General features: G+C 53.2%; 17 protein-coding genes. 5 read left to right on the top strand and 12 right to left on the bottom strand.

The window, feature by feature from the left end; translation table 11 throughout:
• Positions 1 to 95 precede the first annotated feature (95 nt).
• The 3 genes from MHH78_RS12715 to MHH78_RS12705 form a co-directional block, all read right to left on the bottom strand.
• Positions 96 to 1,157, bottom strand: a complete 1,062-nt coding sequence (locus MHH78_RS12715) for a response regulator transcription factor (protein ID WP_341167615.1) — start codon at positions 1,155 to 1,157, stop codon at positions 96 to 98.
• Complete coding sequence (locus tag MHH78_RS12710; RefSeq protein ID WP_341167614.1) at positions 1,135 to 2,934, bottom strand: sensor histidine kinase; 1,800 nt, start codon at positions 2,932 to 2,934, stop codon at positions 1,135 to 1,137. The genes MHH78_RS12715 and MHH78_RS12710 overlap by 23 nt, the downstream gene beginning before the upstream one ends.
• 257 nt (positions 2,935 to 3,191) lie before the next feature.
• Positions 3,192 to 3,707, bottom strand: coding sequence for a hypothetical protein (locus MHH78_RS12705; protein WP_076081184.1), 516 nt, complete (start codon positions 3,705 to 3,707; stop codon positions 3,192 to 3,194).
• 260 nt (positions 3,708 to 3,967) lie between these two features.
• Between MHH78_RS12705 and MHH78_RS12700 the strand changes: the two genes are divergently transcribed.
• Together MHH78_RS12700 and MHH78_RS12695 are read left to right on the top strand one after the other, a co-directional pair.
• A complete protein-coding gene (locus MHH78_RS12700; RefSeq protein ID WP_341167613.1) occupies positions 3,968 to 5,389 on the top strand; it encodes an alpha/beta hydrolase family protein in 1,422 nt (473 codons plus the stop codon).
• Between the two features lie 387 nt (positions 5,390 to 5,776).
• Positions 5,777 to 6,772, top strand: a complete 996-nt coding sequence (locus MHH78_RS12695; protein ID WP_341167612.1) for an ABC transporter substrate-binding protein — start codon at positions 5,777 to 5,779, stop codon at positions 6,770 to 6,772.
• A 352-nt stretch (positions 6,773 to 7,124) separates the two neighbouring features.
• Here the strand turns inward: MHH78_RS12695 and MHH78_RS12690 are convergent, their stop codons facing one another.
• The 6 genes from MHH78_RS12690 to MHH78_RS12665 all read right to left on the bottom strand — a co-directional run bounded on the left by MHH78_RS12690 (position 7,125) and on the right by MHH78_RS12665 (position 14,298).
• The gene (locus tag MHH78_RS12690) at positions 7,125 to 8,471 is read right to left on the bottom strand and encodes a glycoside hydrolase family 30 protein (RefSeq protein ID WP_341167611.1); all 1,347 of its coding nucleotides are present in this window, start codon (positions 8,469 to 8,471) and stop codon (positions 7,125 to 7,127) included.
• A gap of 61 nt (positions 8,472 to 8,532) precedes the next feature.
• Positions 8,533 to 10,173: a sugar ABC transporter substrate-binding protein gene (locus MHH78_RS12685; RefSeq protein ID WP_341167610.1), complete on the bottom strand. Its 1,641-nt coding sequence runs from the start codon at positions 10,171 to 10,173 to the stop codon at positions 8,533 to 8,535.
• A 33-nt stretch (positions 10,174 to 10,206) separates the two neighbouring features.
• Positions 10,207 to 11,094, bottom strand: coding sequence for a carbohydrate ABC transporter permease (locus MHH78_RS12680; RefSeq protein WP_341167609.1), 888 nt, complete (start codon positions 11,092 to 11,094; stop codon positions 10,207 to 10,209).
• A gap of 13 nt (positions 11,095 to 11,107) precedes the next feature.
• Positions 11,108 to 12,103 (bottom strand): ABC transporter permease, encoded by a 996-nt coding sequence (locus tag MHH78_RS12675; protein ID WP_341139657.1) that lies wholly within the window; start codon positions 12,101 to 12,103, stop codon positions 11,108 to 11,110.
• A 125-nt stretch (positions 12,104 to 12,228) separates the two neighbouring features.
• Complete coding sequence (locus tag MHH78_RS12670) at positions 12,229 to 13,248, bottom strand: LacI family DNA-binding transcriptional regulator (RefSeq protein WP_339249683.1); 1,020 nt, start codon at positions 13,246 to 13,248, stop codon at positions 12,229 to 12,231.
• 294 nt (positions 13,249 to 13,542) lie between these two features.
• Positions 13,543 to 14,298 (bottom strand): YheC/YheD family protein, encoded by a 756-nt coding sequence (locus tag MHH78_RS12665; RefSeq protein ID WP_076081201.1) that lies wholly within the window; start codon positions 14,296 to 14,298, stop codon positions 13,543 to 13,545.
• A gap of 217 nt (positions 14,299 to 14,515) precedes the next feature.
• Here MHH78_RS12665 and MHH78_RS12660 point away from each other — a divergent pair, with 217 nt between their 5' ends.
• Complete coding sequence (locus MHH78_RS12660) at positions 14,516 to 15,331, top strand: DUF6492 family protein (RefSeq protein ID WP_341170324.1); 816 nt, start codon at positions 14,516 to 14,518, stop codon at positions 15,329 to 15,331.
• Between the two features lie 16 nt (positions 15,332 to 15,347).
• Positions 15,348 to 16,361, top strand: a complete 1,014-nt coding sequence (locus MHH78_RS12655; RefSeq protein WP_341170323.1) for a sugar phosphate nucleotidyltransferase — start codon at positions 15,348 to 15,350, stop codon at positions 16,359 to 16,361.
• Positions 16,362 to 17,102: 741 nt separating this feature from the next.
• Here the strand turns inward: MHH78_RS12655 and MHH78_RS12650 are convergent.
• Together MHH78_RS12650 and MHH78_RS12645 are read right to left on the bottom strand one after the other, a co-directional pair.
• Positions 17,103 to 17,897: a Nif3-like dinuclear metal center hexameric protein gene (locus MHH78_RS12650; RefSeq protein ID WP_341167608.1), complete on the bottom strand. Its 795-nt coding sequence runs from the start codon at positions 17,895 to 17,897 to the stop codon at positions 17,103 to 17,105.
• An 86-nt stretch (positions 17,898 to 17,983) separates the two neighbouring features.
• Entirely contained in the window at positions 17,984 to 20,068 is a 2,085-nt protein-coding gene (locus tag MHH78_RS12645) for an alpha-glucuronidase family glycosyl hydrolase (RefSeq protein WP_076081209.1), read from the bottom strand.
• A 203-nt stretch (positions 20,069 to 20,271) separates the two neighbouring features.
• Between MHH78_RS12645 and MHH78_RS12640 the strand changes: the two genes are divergently transcribed.
• The gene (locus MHH78_RS12640) at positions 20,272 to 21,177 is read left to right on the top strand and encodes an AraC family transcriptional regulator (protein WP_076081211.1); all 906 of its coding nucleotides are present in this window, start codon (positions 20,272 to 20,274) and stop codon (positions 21,175 to 21,177) included.
• Between the two features lie 207 nt (positions 21,178 to 21,384).
• Here the strand turns inward: MHH78_RS12640 and MHH78_RS12635 are convergent, their stop codons facing one another.
• Entirely contained in the window at positions 21,385 to 22,038 is a 654-nt protein-coding gene (locus MHH78_RS12635) for a GntR family transcriptional regulator (protein ID WP_341167607.1), read from the bottom strand.
• Positions 22,039 to 22,142: the final 104 nt, after the last annotated feature.

Genomic DNA, 22,142 nt, shown 5'->3' with positions numbered 1-22,142 from the left:
GTAGGGGATACAGGGAGCAGCGTCTTTTAAGGATATTAACATCGGGAGTTGTATTATATTGATACGCTTTCATTTTTATTTATCATCCGCAAAATTCACTTCTCGCTCCGCAGCTCACCGGGAGTAATGCCGAAGTGCTTCTTGAAGACACGGTAAAAGTAAGCCAGATCCTCATAACCGCAGAGTGCGGCGGCATCCTTGATCGGCATATCGCGCGCAGCAATCAGCTCCCTTGCCCGTTCCATCCGCAAGGAGGTGATATGCTCGATTACAGTGTCTCCGGTTGCGGCCTTGAAGGCCCGGCTCAGATGCTCCTTCGTCACCAGGAAATGCGCCGCGATTCCTTCCAGAGACAGCGGCTCATGAAAGTGGCCGCGGATATAATCCTCAACCTCCGCCAGATCCAGCCTGATGCGGTTCCTGCGCTGCTCCAGAGCCGTGTTGACGAGCTCTGTGAAGTGATCGCCCAGCCCCGTCACCATGGCCTGGACCGACGGCCACGGTTTATCCGTCGGAACCGGATCCGCCGCCGGGTCCACCCCGCTTGTCTTGGCGGCTTCCCCGGCAAGCAGCAGCAGATCACGGGAGGTCCGCTCAAGCATCGCTTCGAGCTGATGCTGCAGCACCGAGCGTTCCAGCTCCCGTCCCAGCTTCTCCAGCTCCTCTCTCACCGCCGGCTTGTTCAGCGCCAGCAGCTGGTCATAGATCCGCTGGCGGTAGGCGAGATAATGCTCCATCAACGCTTGCTCCATGAGCATTAAGGGCGACCCGGTTAAGCGCTGCCGTTCCCGTTCCTTCGCGCATTCTGAGAGAACATGGTTCAGCTCCGTCCGGTCCACCGGCTTCAGCAAATATTCAGCCGCCTTCGAGCGGATGGCCTGCTTCAGATAGACGAAATCGTCATACCCGCTCATTACAATAATCTGCACCTCCGGGTACTGGCGGTTCAGCCTCTCCAACAGCTCCACCCCGTCCAGTCCGGGCATCCGCATATCGGTGATGACGAGCCCGGGATGCAATGCCTCGATCAGCTCAAGCCCTTCTATTCCGTCCTCCGCCTCGCCGATCACCTGCATTCCGTGCTCCTCCCAGGCACCCAGCGATTTCACCACCTGTCTGGACCAGGGCTCATCGTCAATTATCAGTACCTTCAGCATTTCGCTCTTCCCCCTCTGCGGCCGCAGGCCACCGGATCACAACCAGTGTTCCCGCTCCGGCCTTGCTGTATATGTTCATTCCATAGTTCTCTCCAAATTGCAGCACAAGCCGCGAATGGACATTGCTCAGTCCGATCCCCATTCTCCGCTTCGGAGGCTCCCCCGACTGTGCCGCGGGATCAGCCGCCATCGTGACATTGCCCCTAAGCGCAGCACGGATCTCCCCGAGCCGCTCCGGCGCCATGCCGACCCCTTCGTCCTTCACCATGAACACGGTGCGGCTGCCGATGGTCCTGATCCGGATGATCAGCTTCCAGTGTCCCCGCTGCGGCTGCAGGCCATGCTCAAAGGCATTCTCCACCAACGGCTGCAGCGTAAATCGCGGCAGCAGGCTGAACCGGGAGAACTCGTCTGCCTCCATCACTACGGTGCAGCGTCCGAGGAAACGGTTCTCCTGAATGAATACATAATTGCGCACATGCTTAAGCTCTTCCTCCAGCTTCACCAGCCCGCCTTCATGGCTGATGGAATACCGCAGCAGATCGCCAATCACCCGGGTAATGCTATAGATATCATCAGCATTCCTCGACAGTGCCATCCCCCCGATCAGCTGAAGCGTGTTATTCAGGAAATGCGGATTGATCTGCGCCTGAAGGGCAAGCAGCTGGGCATTCTTGACCTCAATTTCCTGGCGGTACTCTACCTCAATCAGCTCCCTGATCCGCTCCATCATCGAGTTGTAGCCGCGTTCCAGCAGCCCGATCTCATCGCGGCTCTGCACAGAATGCTGTTCGAAGTTGCTGACATGCGCCTTGCGCATCGACATCGCCAGACCGACAATGGGGCGGGTAATCCGCAGCGAGAACAGGATGGACAGCAGAATAGAGGCGATGACGAATAACCCGCCGGTCAGGAAGCCGGCAGCAATCGTAGGCCTTGCGCTGCTGGCGACAGTAGTCAACGGTATGGCCTTCACAAGGGTGAGCTGGCCTTCCGCCACTGTCTTCATGAAGAAGAAGTAACCGTCCTTCTGCCGGAATTCCAGTCCATGCTCAGAGATATTCAGCTCCTGCAGCCGCCTGCCGATATCACCGGAGCTCTCGGACATCGTCGAACCTGAGAGCAGCTCCCCTTCATCATTCAGCAGGAAGACCGAGCTCTCGGCCTCGGACTGGAGAATATGGCTGACCTCCTCCCACACCTCTGCGTTAATCCTCACCCCTATGCCTCCGAGTAACCGGTGATCCTCAAACCTGTTGATGCCGTGATACGCATAGATCCCGCTGCCGTTCTGTTTGAAATACATATTGACCGGCTCACGCGACAGCCGGCTCCAGGGACCCGTGTGAATATTAAGCGGGGAAACGCTTCCACTATTGACAAAGTCAACGGAAATGGCTTTCAGCTTCTCGTGCAAGTATAGCGTCAGCTCATCTATCTTCCGGGAGTTTGTATAGAATTGCGAGGTTATGGCTTCACGGATATTGTTCAGCGAACGGTACTGGGTAGCGGCGTCCAGACTGTCTGTATCCGTAAGTCCGGCCATAAGCTGCGGATTAATCTGCAGGGTGTAGAACAGGGTATCCAGCTGTTCGATCAGCTCCTCCAGATACTGGTCGGCCCATTGCATCCGGGAATCATTCGCATTGATCATTTCCTTCTCAACGGATTGCCGCGTGTTGTAGGTGGCAATGGTGGTGACAGTGAGCACCGGCAATGTGGTCAGACACATCATAATGACCAGGAGCCGGATTCGGAGACTGGTCCCCTTCATCATAGGCTGCTTCCTTTCCGCGAAGCTGGATTCCTTTTACCGTCAAAATATAGCATGCGGCATCCGGACAGACAATACGGTGCTGAGAATATTGCCGTCGGATCAGAATTTCCGTGAAGTATCCGGCTTCCTTCCGCTACGCTGCACGGTCTGTTCTTAAGCCCATGGACGCCAAAAAGGGTACCCGCCGGCCATGATCAACTTTCTCCACGGCTGTTTGGCACCCTGTTCCTGCTTCTTTTCTTACACTCGGCTTCCGTTTATTTCTGCAGCTCCAGATCCTTCTGCTTCAGCAGGTCGGCGTATTCCGCTTTGTGTTGCTCAAGCTTCAGCTTCAGCTCGGCGCTGCCGGGGTTTGATTTCAGCTCGCTGCTGGTCGTCAGAATATTGTTGACTGCAATATCAATTTTAGCGTCTATAACTTCCAGCTTGCTCTTGGTCAAGGTCAATGCAGGATCCGGCGTTGCAACCGGCACAGGAGTCGCAGTGGGAAGTCTATCGCTGGATGAGAACAAATCCGTCCCCGTCTTCTCCACCAGGCTGATCGTTTTGCCCTCTACAGTAACTTTGAACCCGGCTAATTCTCCGATTGCGCGAACGGGAGCATAGCTTTTTCCGTCAATTACGATGGCCGGATCGGCCAGCTTCTTCCCGTACACCTTCACGCTATACTCCGCCTGAATAGCCTTTCCTACTAGTGTTGCAGAAGCGCCCAGCGCCTGCGCCCCCATCATCAATATCGCTCCGGCGATGACTCCGGCAGCAATCTTTTTCATAAGAAATTCACTCCCTGTATTTAAGACTATGACTATTATTCTATCATTTTATAGCCGTCCGTGCCTCTTTGCCGATGATTCTATTTGGCTATACCTGATCGGAAATCTACTGTATTAGAATCTGCCGGCTCCTCCATGTTAAACTAGAGAAGTAACCGTTAGAACGTAAGTTGGCGTACTACATTTTTATTATGCTTTTAGATAGGCTGAATGTAAGAAACGTACGGTCTTATTATGAGTGTAATGATAGGAGCTATATTATGAGAGTATTAGAGATTATATTAACCGTGTCAACCCTATTATTTATGCTAAGCTTTGTGTTTCGCAAATTACCTCTCAAGGTACAAATGGGATTAACTGCGGTTAGTATTACATTATGTGCTGCACAGCTCTGGTTCGAAGGGTACCGTTGGCAAATGGCGGGCGTGTATGTAATTGTACTTCTTGGCATGTTCATCCGCATTTCAGGAATCATTAGAGGCCGTTCGCAGGAACTGTTGTCTAGTGGAAAAACCTCCGGAACATCTATTTTCCGCTTGCTGAAACGCTGCTCTGTAGCTGCAGGTCTACTCATGGTGATCGGCTCGGCAGTGCTGTCTTCCATTCTCCCGGTTGTGGAGCTTCCCGCTCCGGAAGGGCCCTATGCCGTTGGTGTGCAGACTCTTCATCTCACCGACAGCAGCCGGCCAGAACCTCAGACGCCAGATCCGGGGGATTCAAGAGAGCTGATGGTTTATGTCTGGTATCCAGCCGCTGTGAAGCACGGGATGCACACTGCTCCCTGGCTCCCTGGTGACCGTCAAAGCAACCGGAAGCTGATGTCCGCTTTTGCCGGATCATTGAGAGTCCCCTCCTTCGCCCTGGATTATTGGCGTTACATTCATACGAATGCTTATCCTGATGCGGACTGGCTTCGCTCTGAAGGACCTTATCCGCTGATCCTGATCAATCATGGCCTCGGTTCCTCCAGCCTTCTGCATACCTCGCTTGCAGAGAATCTGGCATCAAACGGTTATATTGTAGCAGCTGTAGATCATACCTACAGTTCAACAGCGACCTTGTTTCCAGACGGCACAGTTACCGGGTTTAATGACTCTTTAAGCGCCGATAATTTCACAGGAACCGGCACCCAACTGGGCAACATATGGAACGGCGATAACCGCTTTGTCCTCGGCCAACTGAAGCAGCAATTCGCAGATTACATAAATGCAGAACAAATCGGGGTGATAGGTCACTCCTTCGGGGGAGCGGCTGCGTACGAGGCGATGTTCTCAGTTCCAGCAATGAAGGCCGGGATTGACATGGATGGATCCTTGTATACCCTTACCGGGCCGGAAATGAGCAAACCGTTTTTGTTCATAGAGTCAGAGGAATACTATAACGTGAAGAAGCAGAATACAGATCCTGACATCGATGCCGAGGAGAAAATAATGAATGATGCCAGGCTGAACGGGGGCGGCAGGCTCTATATCAAAGGCACAGCACACTACAACTTTACAGATCTGCAGCTCTATTCAAGCCTGCTGAAGTTCACCGGAATGACGGGCAGCATTGATAGTGCGCGAAGCAACGAAATTGTAAACCGGCTGGTACTGGATTTCTTCAACGAACATTTGAAGGGAATCCCTCAAAATGCAGGCGAACCTGGAACTGCCGGGTATGATGAGGTGGTTAGGCCTTAATCTTCTTGGAATACTTCCTACTAAGTTAGCCTTCCGAATGAATATAAGAAAGATCTGTATCCGCATCCTGTACTCTAGGTACACTTATATAAAAGGACGCCTTTACACCATATGGATGGTGTAGAGGCGTCTTTGTGCTGTAAGCCGATTGTGCGCGGTGGCTGTTGATGAGTCATATTGAGGATTGACAACTCTCTTATTCCTCTCTATTATAATTAAATGATAATGATTATCATAATCATTATCTAGAATAGATTCTTTATTGCCTCTCCAGCAGGCATTTACCTGTTTAATCTCCGTACATAAGGTACATAAGTGCACTGGTGTCCATTTGTCTGCGAAAACAGGTTGTTTTATGGAAAAATTTATCATAAAGGAGCATCACCTATGCTGAGCACAAAAAAGATATTTCTTCCGTTAACCCTTCTGATCCTCACCTTAATCCTGGCAGCCTGCGGCCAGTCAGACAACACGAATAACGCCGCCTCATCTACGGCTGCTGCAACTGAGTCCCCTGCGGCCAGTCCGGCGGCAACCGAAGCTGCGGCTACAACAAGATTGTACACGGATTACAAAAAAAGAGAGGTTGAAATCCCAACTGATCCGCAGCACATTGTATATGTCGGCAGTAATCCGGGTGACCTGCTGGCGTTGGGGATTAAGCCTGCAGGAGCTTCGCTAAGCGTCATCGGCACTCAGGTGGCTTACCCCGATCTGCTCGAAGGGATTGAAGATATCGGCTACCCTTTCTCCCCTGAGAAAATCCTTGCCTTGTCACCGGACCTGATTATCTTCGACGACTGGGATGAGACCGGGATTGAAGCGTTAAGCCAAATCGCACCAACCGTAGTAGTTGGCCTTGACGGCACCTTCCCGACGGAGGAGCGTGTCCGGCAGCTCGCTGACTTGTTCGGCCGCACGGAAGCTGCGGACCGCTGGTTCAATGATTACCAGGCGAAGGTTGCCTCCGTGAAGAAGCAGCTCAATCTGACTGAAGGCGATACAGCTACCTCCCTGCTGGTGCTTGGCTCCGAGTTGTACATTATGGGCGGCAAGGGTCTGAATGAAACGCTGTACGGACAGCTTGGCTTCAAACCGGCAGAAGGCGTACAGAAGCTGGTCGATGCCGGAGAACGGTTCGTAACCATCTCTGACGAGGTGCTGCCACAGTATATTGGAAAGCATATGTTCCTCCTTACCGACACCAGCAGCAAGACGGCTGCAAGACAGAGCGCGCTGATGGACAGCGGCTTATGGAAAGCGATCCCTGCCGTCAAGGAAGGCCGTGTATACACCTTCGACAGCAAATATAACTTCGATGACCCGATTACCCTCGACCGGCTGCTGGATGAGATCGCGGGCATTTTCAAAGGTAAACAGTAATTAGAAAAATCGCGTTGACCGCATGTATTCGGTTTTCCGAATACATTTGGACCACGTACCCCCTGTGCTCATTGTAATCGGTTTTTCGATTACATTCGGCCCATGTGCCTCGCGACAGCGCATTGTAATCGGTTTTCCGATTATATTTGGACCACGTCCTCCGTGTGTGCTCATTGTAATCGGTTTTTTGATTACATTCGGTCCATGTACCTCGCGACAGTGCATTGTAATCGGTTTTCCGATTACATTCCGCCAGGGCGATATTTCCCTGCTTCTCTCCAAAAAAGACTAAGGCTGCCTGGGAAAATCCCGGCAGCCTTAGTCTTCTTCTACACTAAACCGCTACTTCCTCTTACCTGCCCCCTCTAACAGAAACCGCACCCTTCGCAGCGATATCTAGGGTCAATAATTCTTCCCCCTCCAGCCGCACAGCCACGGTCTCCGGGGTCTCTCCGTCGTTGAACAGGACGACCGCTAGCGAGCCGTCCGCGTTGCGGAAGGCAACCGAACGCAGATGCTCCCGGCTCGCCGCAGACTCCAGGCGCAATGCCCCGGGGCGGATCACTTTGCTGAAATGTGCCAGTGTATAATAGTCCAGGGTGTACGTCAGCTCCCGGGTCTGCTGGTTGACCGTAACTACCCCACGGCAGGTGCTCTCCCCGAAGCCCGGCACCGTAGGGCCGTTCTGTTCATCCAAGGCCATATTCCATAACACGAACGATTTGCTGTGATTCCGCAGAATCTCAATTCCCGTACGCATCACATTGGAGAAGGCCTGCTCGAACGGGGGAATCCATTCCCCGCCGGAGCCTTCGGTGAAATGGACCTCATGATCCGGGTAGGCCGCCTGCACCACCGACTGTGCAGATGCCGCCCCGCCGTACCAGTGCCAGGCTACGCCGTCCACCTCTGCCCCGGCTGCCTCCAGCACAGACAGCGGATAATCCGGCCGGTCCCAGTTATGGTCATAGCAGAAGATTTTGGCGGCCAGCCCGTGCTGCCTGAACGCAGGCTTCAGATAGTCCCGGATGAACTCCCGCTGCTCCTCCGGCAGCATCAGCATACTGGGGTAATGCTGCGGCTCATAGAGCGGCTCGTTCTGCACAGTGACAGCATAGATAGGTAAGCTATGAGCGGCATAGGCCTGAATATAGCGGACAAAATAATCCGCATAGACTCCGTAATGCTCCGGCTTCAGCCGCCCGGCGATCATCGAGCCGCTGGTCTTCATCCAGCCCGGCGCACTCCAGGGTGAGGCCATCAGCTTCAGCTCAGGATTAAGCCTGAGTGCCTCCTGTACCAGAGGAATGATGTCCGCTTCATCGTGGGCGATGGAGAATCCGGCCAACTCTGGATCACTCCCGCCTTCAGGCAGATCATTATAGCTGTAGACCGTTCTGGCATAATCCGATGCGCCCATGGGATTACGCAGGAACGACAAGCCGATCCCCGCCTGCGGATCGAACAGCTTCCGCATCACCTCCGTCCGCTGCTCTGCGCCTAGCACCTGATGGATCAGGTAGGCGGCCGAGTCGGTGAAGGAAGCCCCGAAGCCATCCATCTCCTGATAGGTCTTACTCGCATCAATGTCTACGGTGACCGTAACTGCATCATCAGAAATCTGAGGCAGCTGTGCTGCAGACTGCTCTATAAACAGCTCGTTCTCTCCGCTGGACTGGTACATGATCATTTCCCGCATGTGTTATCCCTCCATCTTCTTATATAAAAGGGCCCAAAACGGGCCCTCCCTTGCGCCTTGCCTACTTAATGCCCAGCTTTTCCTTATTGGCCTTCATCTTCTCGCTGCGCACCTCTACGATTTTGCTCCAGTTGTTCTTGTCCAGGAAGGCCTTATGCTCCGCCAGAATGCTGTCAAAGGTTGCCTCGTCCTTGGCACGGATCATGCTGACCAGCGTGGTGTTCCAGTTCGTATTAATGGCCGTCTGGCCGCGGGCCTCCGCCGTCCCCTGATCGGGGTTAATATTCTCCAGGATGAAATGCGGCTTCAGCTTGCCCTTGCCCCATTCCTGCATCTGCTTAATCGACTCGGGGAAGGCATCCTTGCTCAGCGCTTTGTGGCGGTCATGTCCGAAGAACATGAATTCGCCCATCCGGTAGTCCTTCTTGAACTTATCCGCATTATTCAGCTGCAGGTCCTTCACTTCCGGCAGCAGCTCAACCGTACCGTCGGGATTGGATTTATAAGTTACACCTTCAATCCCGTAGTTCATCAGCTTCTGCCCTTCTTCGCTCAGCAGATACGTGAAGATCTGAATCGCTTTGGCCGGGTCCTTGCAATTCTTGGTGATGTAATTGATCATCCAGCCGGTAATCCCGGATTGATTGAGGGTCGGCTGATGCCCTACGGTGCTCTGCGGCCCGTCAACAGCCATATACTCCTTGCCGGGATTGGCACTCATGAAAATCTGCAAATTGCCGCCCTGCTGTGGAGTACCGTCAAGCAGCATCGTTGCGTATTTGCCGGACTTCACCTTTTCCTCAAAGCCGGTTCCGTCATCTGCGAAGCTGTCATCACTGATCGCCCCGTCCCGGTACACGGCATTCAGCGTCCGCAGCCAGGTCAGATAATCCTCATCCAGATTGCGGTTGTAGAACTTGCCGTCCTCCGTCTCCAGCGGAACGCCGATGAAATCCTGCAGCGCATCCCCGAGCGAGCCGGTCCCTTCCCCGATGGCATTGAACCCGAAGGGGATCATGTCCGGGAATTTGCTCTTAATTTCATTCATTGTCTTCTGGAAGGCCTCCGGGGTCCCGAAGTCAGGGCTGCCCAGCGCTTCATACACATCCTTGCGGATGACAAAAGCCGTCTTTGCCGGAATATTGCCGCTGTCATAATCCGCCTGTGTATTGGAATAGTTCGGATAACCGTAGGTTTTGCCGTCCTTCAGCTGGAACCAGTTCAGCGTGTCGGCAGCGGCCACCTTGTTGAAATACGGGTCATACTTCTCCGCCAGCTCATTGAGCGGAAGCGCCCAGGTGGAGGCCTTTTGCACAACCGGGGAATTGGAGTCGAAGATCGTCAGCAGATCCGGCATATCGCCGCCCGCGAAGAACGTATTCAGCTTCGTATCGTCCCCGGTAATGAACTTGATATTGATGTTCAGATCCTCTTTGATCTTCTTGGTGACTACATCCTTGCCGAAGTCCGTATTCCACCAGTCTGCGTTCACATACCAGGTTAAGTCCGTAGTCTCCTCTTTCTTATCGAGCTGCCAGGCCGGAGTCTCCGGGTCTACCGTATACCGATTGTCCAGGGACACCTCTACCGCCTTAGTGGAGCCGCCGCCCGAGCTGCAGCCTGCCGCCACCAGCATAGCCGCCATCAGGAGCAGCGCGGGTTTTAGCGTTTTTGTGCCGAGAACTTTAGTCATCTTGATCATCTTCTTGACCTCCTATAATGTAGTGAACCTCTTCTACTCCTTGACCGCCCCCAGCATCATGCCCGAGATGAAGTACCGCTGAAGAATGGGATACATCGCAACAATCGGCAGTGTGGTAATGACAATGGTGGCCAGCTGAACGCCTTTGGTAGTGGTCTCAATGACGACGGAGCCTCCGATATTCTGCATGGACTGGGTCTGCGACTGCACAATAATCTCATACAGCTTCATCTGCAGCGGGTAGAGCGCCTGATCGGTAATGTACAGCTTCGTGGTCATGAAGTCGTTCCATTGTCCCACCCCGTTGAACAGGGCGATGGTAGCCATCGCAGGCATGGACAGCGGAATGAAGATTTTGAGGAAAATATGCCAGTCCCCCGCCCCGTCAATCTTGGCCGACTCCTCCAGCGAATCCGGCACGTTCCGGAAAAAGTTCATCAGAATCACCACATCGTAATAACTGAATAATGCCGGGATAATATACACCCAGAAGCTGTTCAGCAGCCCGAGCGATTTGATCAGCAGATACGTCGGAATCATTCCGCCGGAGAAAAACATCGTGATCACGCCCATCGCCACATACAGCTTGCGGCCGCGGATGTATCTTTTGCTGAGACCGTAGCCGATCATTGCGCAAAAGAACACGTGGGTGATCACCCCTATGAACGTCTTGGCGACCGAGACAACGAAGGATCGACCGATCGTGCTGTCATTGAAGACCGCCCGGTAATTCTCCAGCGAGAATTCTTTGGACCAGAAGATGAATCCGCCCTCGGCCAGCGCCCTGCCCGAACTAAGGGAGGAGATAATTACGTTCCATAGGGGAACGAGGATAATAACCATGAAGCAGACCAACAGCACCTTATTCACCGCATCAAAGATCCGGCTGTCGAGATCTTCCCGTATGACCTTCCGATTCACTCTAACGCCCCCTCTACAACACGGATTGATTATCGTTCAATTTACTGGTGACCTTGTTGGCCATAAGCAGCAGGATTACCGACACAATGGAGACACCGAGGCCGACAGCCGTTGCATAAGAGAAATCGCCTTGCGTCATCCCCATCCGGTAGACATAAGAGTTGATGACCTCTGCTTTCTCCCGGTTCTGGGAGTTCATCAAGACCAGCGTCTGATCCAGATTCGAGCCGAGTAGGCCGCTTACCGTCAAAATCAGATTCAGGCTGATGATCGCCTTCATGTTCGGAAGGGTGATATTCCAGATCTGACGCAGCCGGCCGGCTCCATCAATCCGGGCCGCTTCGTAGTAGGTGGGGTCAATCTTGGCCATAATCGCCAGATACAGAATGGTGCCCCAGCCGGCTTCCTTCCAGATATCGGACAACGTGGCAATCCACCAGTACTTGCCTGCATCCAGCAGGATGTTGGACGGCTTCGAGATCAGCCCGAGATTCAGCAGCAGCTCATTGAACAGCCCCGAGGTGGAGAACCAGGTGATCAGCATCCCGCCCAGGACGATCCACGACAGGAAATGCGGCAGATAGGAGATCGTTTGGACGAATTTTTTGAAGCGGCCCATGTTCAGCTCGTAGATCATAATGGCGAGAATAATCGGAATGATGAACCCGATCCCAAGCTTCAGGAAGCTGATGCCCAGCGTATTGATGACCGCATCCCAGAAGTATTCGTCCGACAGAATGATCCGGAAGTTGTCCAGCCCCACCCAGGGTGCAGTGGACAAGGTATCAATGACCGTGTAGTTCTTGAAGGCAATCGTCAGCCCGTAGATCGGTATGTAGCAGAAAATAATCATAAAAATAATGCCCGGCAGCACCATCGACTGAATCTCCCACTGCCTCTTGTAATCGGTTACAAATTCTTTGATCCGCTGCCCCACAGGCTTCTTGGCGGACGGCGGGATCACTGGCGGGATGGAAGCTGATGCAGTAGACGCTGATGGTTTATTCATGATCTTGTCCCCCTATCCATTGAGATATCACGTTGGTGCTCAACTGGTTGCTCAAGGCAATAAAAACGTTTTTATTTTGGCGCAAAAAATCCCCCTCCTGTAAAATCAGTTTCACCCGCTACCCTCTATCTGCGGTCCTTCCGCTCCAGCTTCACATGACTTGAGCCTCTTACGACAAGCTCGCCCTGCAGCTTCTGTGCTGCGCCCTGCTCCTTGTCTTGAATCATGCGGACCAGATGATCAATCGCCAGCATGCCCTGTCTTGCAATCTGATTCCTTACCGTCGTGAGCGGCGGCGAATAATAAGGTGCGATATCAATATCATCGAAGCCCATCACACTGACATCCTGCGGCACTTCATACCCATAGCTCTTGAGCGCTTGAATACAGCCCATGGCACTGATATCATTGCCGGCCAGGAAGGCGTCAGGGACTCTCGCGGGATGCAGACGGAGGTAAGACTTCACGGCATTATAGGTGCTGTCCTCCTCAAAATACCCCTGAAGGATAAAATCCTCCTCCACCGGAAGCTGGTATTCACGCAGCGCGGCCAGATAGCCTTCCTTCCGCTGCACGCTGTCGAACATCGTATCCACGCCGGAGATATAGGCAATCCGCTTATGCCCCAGGCTAATTAAATACTTCGTAGCCTCATAGCCTGATTCGTAGGAATCAAAGATAATGCTGCCCATGCCTTCATCCTCCAGCACCCGGTCCAGAAACACCGCCTTGATCTTGTCTTTCTTCATAGCGGCAATGTCCTGCTCGTCGATGCCCAGCTCCTCATAGATAATGACACCATCCACCCGCCGTCCGAGGATATTGCTCATAATGACTTGTTTGTCCTTGGTGACGAATACATTCAGGCCATAGCCCAGGCGGTCGCACTGACGGGACATGGATTCTACCAGCTTGTAGAAGTACGGACCGGACACACTTGTCGTGAAGAACCCCAGCATCTTCGTGGTCCCTGATTTCAGCAGCTTGCCGTTCAGATTCGGCACGTAATTCAGGCGCTGGGCCACCTTCAGAATATGGGCTTTGGTCTCCGGGCTCAGCACATCCACATCATTCAGGGCGTTGGAGACCGTGGAGATGGAGACCCCGGCTTCCCGTGCGACATCTTTGATCGTTATCTTAGCCATATCAATGTTCCTTTTTGATAAAAACGTTTTTATTGACTATAAAGTAACATGAAACCGCTTTAAATACAACACTTTTTCTCATTAGCTATATTCAGCCGCCTTTTCTGCTCATTATTGCCCGCCGGACGCAAGCATAAGCTGGTTCAGCATACAATAACTTCTATGTATTTGAATTTATCTTATTTTACTATAAGACAGCGGGATTTAGCTATGCCGGAGTAAGATTACACATCACAGCCTTATGCCAAAGAAAGGCCTTGCACAGCTTGGCAGGCCTTCCTTTGGCATATCGTATTATTTGGTCAAGCCCAAACGCCGGTAACGCATCACTCTGCGGTACATGGATTTATCCTTCAGCTGATTAAAAATATAGGGATCGGGATTCATATTCACTTCAATGATCCACGGCTTCAGTGAGTGGTCTAGTCCGACATCTACACCGAATTGCCGGTGGTGCGGATAAGTCTTTTTCAGTTGCCGCGCTATGCGTGTGCCCAGCCGGTTCATTTCCCCCTTAAGCTGCACAAGCTGCTGCGCAGACAGATGGGTGGAGAGCAAATGCTCCACTGCGGTCGGTTTGCCGCCGCTGTGATAATTGGTCACAATTTTGCGCGGGTGCCCGAGCCGGCCGATAATCCCCGTAGCTTCCCATACGCCCTTTGGACTGAGCTGCACCATCACCCGGATATCGAAACGGCGCCCGTGATGCTTCAGCAGGTGGATACCTTTTTGCAGCAGATAGCTCCTCTTCCCGATTCTTGTCGCCAGACTGTGATGAAAAGCCTCAAACGTAGCGAACCGGCGCACGGTCTCCTCATACTGATACATATATCCCTGCCGGTCCTTCCGCTCCGCGCGGATCACACCCATGCCATACGTTCCCCGTTCCGGCTTGATATAGATCATTCCATAGCCGTGTATCATCTGCTCCAGATTACGCCGGTTAAATCTCCGGGTATCGGGGATGAAAGCCTTGATTGTCTCGTTCTTAAGCAGCAGTTGTGTCTTATACCATTTGCTCTGACCTGACTGAACCTTTTTGGCTGTCACTTATGCACTCTCCTGTCCGGGCTGGGAGCCAACGCTCCGTTTTAACATAAAATTACATATTCACTGCATCCTATGCCGCCGGAGGTGCCGTGGAATATATCATTTGCCCCGTATAGAAAGATTAACTTGTGCAGGATAATTGCCCTCTCCATAGCAGCTCAGCAGGCATACGCTAGTGAAGACGATCAAATGTCAATATATGTATGGAGATGAATCTATGTCCCTTGCTGCTGTAAGTGCAACCTCAAGCGCTCCACCGATTGATGTCCTGATTCCTGCTATCGAAAAGGATCTCGCCACCCTCCCTTATGTGATTGATAGTCTTCGCCGTTATGTCCAGCATTCTATCAGCAATATCTATATTGTCTCGCCGGAGAATAGTAGAATCAGACAGCTGTGCTCCCGGAAAGCTTGCGTCTTCGTCAATGAAACCACCGTCCTCCCGTTCACCAAAAAAGCGATCCGCTATTCCTCCTCCCGCTGGAACCGGTCAGGCTGGCTGTATCAGCAGCTGCTCAAGATGAATGGGGATCAGGTGTGCCGTGAGAAGTATTTCCTGGTCATTGATGCAGATACGGTGCTCATCCGTCCCCATCGCTTCCGTTCCGGCGGGAAAAGCATCTTCTATTGCCGCAACTGGAGCCAGCCGGAATATTTCCGCACCTACCGCAAGCTGCTCGGTGCCCCTGCCCCTTCATCCAAGTCGTTCGTGACCCACTACATGCTGTTTGATTCTGCGAAGCTGGCCAGTCTCAAACGAAAAATAGCAGCCCGCCACGGCATGTCCTGGCACGCGGCTATTCTACACTCTATCAACAAGAAGCGGCAGTTCGGCTTCTCCGAATTCGAGACTTATGCCAACTACGTGTACAGCGCAAACCGTACCTCTGTGCTGCTCAAGAATGCCAATAATAAAGCCCTGAAGACCCCGGCGGGCTCGCTGACTGAGGCGCAAATCCGGAAGTACGCCGGGTCTTACCGTTCGCTCTCCTTCCACCAGCGCAAGGGATACTCCACTCCGGGCAAGCCTTAAGGAGGCAAGAAACGTGATGCATACTATTCTTCTGTGCGGCGGCTCCGGCCAGCGGCTGTGGCCCCTGTCCGGCAGCATCCGCTCCAAGATGTTCCTGCAGCTCCTGCCTGCACCGGGCGGGGGCACAGAATCCATGATCGGGCGGGTATGCCGTCAGCTCAGTCAGGCCGGACTGGATGAATCCCTGTTGCTTGTGGCCCATCAGGAGCAGGTAGCCCTCCTACAGCGGTACACCGGGAGTAAATATCCGGTAATCGGTGAGCCGTGCAAGCGCGGCACCTTTACTGCTGCCGCGTTCGGCGCGCTGCACTTGCTTGCCACCGGAAAGGCACAGCCGGAGGACGTCATCTGTATCGCTCCGGCCGACATGTATGCGGATGATGATTTCTTCCGCCAGTTCCATCAATTCGGGGCTATTCTGGCCGAATCTGAGGCCGAACTCCTCCTGCTTGGAACGAGGCCCTCGTATCCCTCAGAGCAATACGGCTATGTTGTCCCGGCACAGGAGGACTCTGGCGGGTATGCTCCGGTATTAAATTTTGCAGAGAAGCCGGATAAGGTTAAAGCCCTGGAGTTGATGCAGGAGAAGGCCTTATGGAATTGCGGGGTGTTCGCTGCGCGGCTCGGCTTCCTGCTGGAGCATCTGGAGCGGCTGGGGCTGCCTGTGGAAATCACAGCATTAACCGCGCAGTATCCAGGGCTTCCGGTCCGCAGCTTCGACAAGGAAGTGGCAGAACGCAGCACCAAAGCGGTTGTCGTAAGGCATGAAGGGGAATGGTCCGACCTGGGAAGCTGGGATACGCTGACAGACCGGCTGCCATCGCAGGTTATTGGAGTAGGCGGGCTATGGGGAGAATGCGGGAACAGTCATATTATTAACGAGCTGGAGGTGCCGCTGCATGTCATTGGTGTCTCCGGCATAGTCGCCATAGCCGGTCCCGAAGGCATACTGATCGCAGATAAGAAGGACGCTAACACCATCAAGGATATTCTGGCGGAGAATGAGCGGCGGAGGCAGGACTGCCCCTGATGAAATAACCCCACAAAGTGAGGATTTAGCTTCGATGATAACTCAGGTACTTTGCGGGGACCCCAAAACATATAAAAAACGCTACTGACAACGTTATGTCAGTAGCGTTATTATATTAGTCGCGTTTATAGAACCCTGTGCTGTATACTGTTTTCCACATACATTCGGTCCGTGTGCCTGCTTGCGAGCATAATGTATGCTGTTTTCCACATACCTTTGGTCCGTGTGCCTGCTTGCGAGCAAATGTATACTGTTTTCCACATACATTCGGTCCGTGTGCCTGCTTGCGAGCAAATGTATGCTGTTTTCCACATACATTCGGTCCGTGTGCCTGCTTTGCGAGCATAATGTATGCTGTTTTCCACATACATTCGGTCCGTGTGCCTGCTTGCGAGCATAATGTATGCTGTTTTCCACATACATTCGGTCCGTGTGCCTGCTTGCGAGCAAATGTATGTTGTTTTCCACATGCATTCGGTCCGTGTGCCTGCTTGCGAACATAATGTATACTGTTTTCCACATACCTTTGGTCCGTATGTCGCTGTACCAGCCAATTGCTATTCAGTTCTAAGCATACCTTCAGCACCAAAGTCATTCTACAATTTATTCAAAGAATACTTATCCCCAAATCTATACATATCTTATCTACAATAGGAGGAAATCATAGTTTCCGAAACAAGTACAAAGAGATATCCCAAACAGCCGTGGCGGGCGGTTCGGGATATCTCTAAGCTACGCTAATTATAGGATTTGAAACACGGGCTGATCCTGAATGTAATGCACCGGCACCTCCGGGAATTGCAGGCTCAGCCGCTCTGCCAGCAGCTTCATTCCCGGCGCTTCACTCTCGGCATGGCCCAGCATGATGAGCGCCCTGTCCTTGCCCTGCCGGACCGCATCGCGGATATACTCAGGCACCTCCCATTCGGGGCCTTCACCGGCGATGACCAGATCAAGCGACTCCTGCTCATACATCGGGATGACCGAATGGCCATTTCCCCGGTAGCCGACCAGTACTCCCGCTCTGGAGCAGGAGGCGGAGAGGTTCCCGGCAACGCGGACATAAGGGATATTCAGCTTCTGCTTCAGATACTCTGCAACCCCGGAAACGGTCATCTCAGGAATGGAGAGGATCGACACCTCGGGTAGATGCCGCTCCACATACGCTTCCCATTCCAGCTCCTTCAACAGTCCTTCCACGATTCCGTCCAGCGTATAACGGTGTATTGTGTCATGGAAGCGGTAGATGCCTACCCCGCTGCTTGTAATCAGTGCAGACTTCTCCTGGTAGACGGAATCCTGCTCCAGCGCACTCTCTTGTCCTTGGTGGCTATAAAATACACCTTCATGCGTGATCACCAGATTGGCGCCAAGCCGGGCCGCCTGCTCCACCACATATTGCGAAGCGGCGAAGGCAGTCACGATTCCCTGCACTTCTGTTCCCGCAGCGTCCGGCGTAAGCTTATCCACCGTATTCACGGGCAGCTGTACCCCTGCATTCAAGTGCTCCATCACATCACTGAAAGTCAGTGTCATGAGATCTACTCCTCCTCGATGTTAGCCAAATGAGTTCCTGGCCTGTCAAAAGACAGGCCAGGGCCGTCCGGAATGCAGACGCTCCCTTAGTAGATGGTCCGGCCTAATGCATCTGCAATTCCGCTCTTGCGGTAGAAATACGTATTAATCTGGTCACGCCATTCCTTGGCATGAGCCGCCTGCCCCTTAAGGCGTTCCTCCACCTGAGTGTACAGGCCTTCTGCGATGCTGCCCTTCAGTCCGCCCCATGCGTCCAGAAGCCCTTCGGCACGCTCTGCACCTTCGAAATGCGTATCGTAAATATGCTGGATCACGGTTTTGCCGGAATGCAGCACATGAGTGTACGGCACATGATGGAAGAACAGCAGCAGCTCATCCGGGCATTCCTCCAGGGAATCATAACGTACGGCGTTGCTGCCCATATACTGGGCGCTGTACCCTGTGCCTGTCGCCACGGTCCGGTCTACGCCGATTCCCTGATGATCGGCATAGTGGTAGGTGCCCCACATTGAATATTCATAGCCGTCCACATTCGGGCCGTAGTGATGCTCGGGATTGATCATCCAGCCTACGCCAAGCGGCGATGTATAAGACTCATAGATCTCCCAGGAGTCCAGCAAAATCCGGCTGATCACTCCGGCAACCGCTGTGTCCGTGCCGAATGTCAAGGCGATCCATTCGGCCGCAATCTCCTCCGCACTCAGCTCAGGATTCCAGGCCAGCCGGCCGAAGCCGTAGAGATTCGCCTGGGACAGCAGATGGCCGGTCCAGTTCTTGTCATTGCCCACATTGGATACCGCCGCAATTCCGCTCAGGCGGTTGCCCCACAGCGATCCGTCAACGATCCGCTTAACAGGGGCCGGACCGCCCTTGGCCTGCGTATCGAATTCCATAATCTCCTTCCACTGCGGAACGAGATAGCAGACATGGCGCTGCTGTCCGGTATATTCCTGGGCGATCTGGAATTCGATCACATGGTTCGTCCGTTCCAGGGCACCGAAGAGCGGAGATACCGGCTCTCTGACCTGGAAATCCATCGGGCCGTTCTTGATCTGCAGAATGACGTTATCATGGAACTGGCCGTCAAGCGGCTTGAAATGATCGTAGGCCGCTCTGGCCCGATCCGTCTTGCGGTCACGCCAGTCCTGCTTGCAGTTGTATACAAAGCAGCGCCAAATCACGATGCCGCCGTAAGGCTCCAGGGCTTCCGCCAGCATGTTGGCCCCGTCTGCATGGTTCCGTCCGTAAGTGAACGGGCCGGGACGGTTCTCCGAATCGGCCTTGACCACGAAGCCGCCGAAATCGGGAATAGCAGCATAGATGTCTGCGGCTCTCGACTTCCACCATTCCCTCACGCCGGCATCCAGCGGATCAGCGGTGCCTACTTCCCCTTCATGCATAGGTCCGGCGAAGTTCACGCACAGGTACAGGCGGATGCCATAGATGCGAAAGATATCAGCGATTCTGGCCACATCCGGCAGATAAGTAGAGATAAACAGCGTCTCCAGCGCATGAACGTTCACGTTGTTGATCGCTATAGCGTTGATGCCGGCGGTAGACATCAGCCGCGCATAGTCTGTAATTCTGTCCATATCCTTCGTGAACTGGTTATTCTCATACAGGAAGGATCTGCCGGAATAGCCGCGCTCCACACTGCCGTCGAAATTATCCCAGTGATTAATCATCCGCAGCGAATTCACAGGATTCACTATTTCATCCAGATTCTCAATGTCCTTGCCGCTGGCAATCAGGCGCAAAAGATGGAAGACGCCGTATAACACACCTGCCTGGGAGGAAGCCCCTACAGCGATGCATTTAAGGGACTGGCTGGTTCGGATGGCGAACCCTTCTGCTCCTACAGCTTGGACGGTCTTGTCCTCGAACACACCCTGGATCAGTGGATGATCACCCGTGAAGGTGCCGAAGGCCACACCGAAATCTTCCGGCTGCGGCTTGGAGACAGCCTCAAGGTCCAATAGCGAGGCAATGCCTCTTGTCCATTCCTGAAGTGCAGCCTGGATGGTCTCCCCGGCTTCTGTAACGGATACCGCCCCGCACCATTTCGCATATTGCTTATATAGGGGGCCTTGCTGAAGCTTAGGATAGCTTAGCCACGCATTGTATCCGCTGTCATATTGTGCAGCATACTCATTCCCGGATTGTTGTCTCATGTCCACATCTCCTCTGCATACATCTTGTATACTAGATTTCATTCAGGTTCATCCTACCACGCAGCCGCAGCCCCGGAACATTGTCAAATCACGCTAATATTTACCCAAATCAAGCAGAATCCTGTATACTAATAACGGATAAAACAGGCACACAGCCTGAACATCCCTATCATGAGAACGCAAAGTATCAGGGGGCGATCCTATTGGTTGCAGCTTTTGAACCGCCGGTCCCGGGGCAAAGCCTTAGTGAAACTATCATCCCGGATGTGAAAACCACGCTCAACCTGTTCGGCATGCATCTGCGCAAGGTGAGCGGGGAATGGGATTATCCGCAGCACGCCCATCCCCAATATGAATTCAATTATGTGCTTGAAGGAGAGCAGCTGCTCACCGTCAACAACCACAGCTACCTTCAACACGCCGGGGATCTGGTCCTCTTGAGGCCGGGCGACATCCACTCCAGCCGCAGCGGAAACGGCGGGGCCTTCACCTATTTCTGCATCCATTTCGATATTGATGACAAGCTGTTCATTTCACTTCTCAGCCGGCTGAATCATGTATTATTCACCTCAGAGAGCAATGTTGCCCACAGATTGGGACCGCTCCTCAGCAGGCTGGTGGAGATTTCCACCTCCGGCTCCGGCAGCATCACGATCTCCCAGCGCATGAGGCTGCAGTCTGCCGTCTTCGAGCTGTTCGCCCAGCTCTGGGAGGTCTTCTCCCTGGAGGCTGACAATTCCTCCCCGGGCACTTATGAGCGGATCGAGCTGGCCCACCAGATCCGCAGCCGCCTCCAGAGCCTGGTCTATCAGCAGTTCACGCAGGAGGTGCCCTATGACAGCCATTATGGCGTTGACGACATCGCCGCTGAGCTGGGGATCAGCCCCTCGCACTGCTACCGTGTCTTCCGTCAGGTATTCGGCCTCTCCCCCCGCGTCTACCTGTCGGAGCAGATGCTGCATGAAGCCAAGGTGCTGCTGGGTGACCACAGCCTGAGCGTCAGCCAGATCTCCGGCTTGCTCGGCTACCGCGATATCGCCCATTTCAGCAGACAGTTCAAGCGCTGGAGCGGCCAGTCACCGCGGGAATACCGCGAGGGCAGGAGCTAGGCAGAGCGCGGAGCCTGTACGGCTTTATATCAAGTAGAAGCGGCTTCGCCGTCCTTTTAAAGGACGGTACCGTTTCAGCGAGAAATAGAAGGATAAGTTATCGTGTGCAACATATAAGTTCTTATATTTTTAGTAAAAGCCTGCCTTCATCGTTGATGAGGGCGGGCTTTATGCGCTATTGCGGGCGGTGCTTGATGAAGGCCAGCCCTATTTTTTGATATACGTGGCGAAATGCTCCTGGAGGTTCTTGGAGTCGATATCCGCCCGCAGATGGTGGTGCAGCAGCTCGTTGATCCCGGCGGTGTCCCCCTTCACAATATAATCCAGCAGCTGCTGATGCTCCTGCTGAATCGCCGCCAGCTTCTCGTCCTTCAGCATATGCAGCTTGCGATAGCGGATGTAGTGCACATTGAACTGCTGGAGCACACCCCACAGGAATTCGCGCCCGGCCAGTCCGAACATCGTGCGGTGGAACTGGTCATCAAGCTGCAGGAACACCTCTGCTCCCTCCGCCTGCTCAATACACTTCTGCTGCTGCGCAAGGTTGTCCCTCAGCTCATGCAGCCCTTTAAGCGGGATATTCCCGGCCAGCGATTTCATAATCTCCTTCTCCAGCACATTGCGCAGATAGATAATCTGTTCCACGGACTCCAGGTCTATGTAGGATACGAGATTGCCTTTTTTGGGATAAATATCGACATATTGCTCCAGGGACAGCTGCTTCAGCACATCACGGATCGGCGTCCGCGACAGCTGGAAGCGCTCGGACAGAGCCGTCTCACTGATCATCGCCCCCGGCTTCAGCTCAAGGGAGAGAATCTCTTGCTTGAGGTAGGCTATTATTTCTTTTTTGGAAGTCATGGAATAGACCAACTTTCTGTTCGGGATTGTTCTTCCCCCCATTATATAGAAAAGGGATATGAATTTCATTGACAAAGATGAACGCATATTCTATGATCATTACG

Origin of the sequence: Paenibacillus sp. FSL H3-0333, assembly GCF_038002805.1 — a bacterium.
Lineage (GTDB): Bacteria > Bacillota > Bacilli > Paenibacillales > Paenibacillaceae > Paenibacillus_AQ > Paenibacillus_AQ silagei.
The sequence above is the reverse complement of the archived record's forward strand: the minus strand, read 5'-3'. Positions and strand labels throughout refer to the sequence as shown.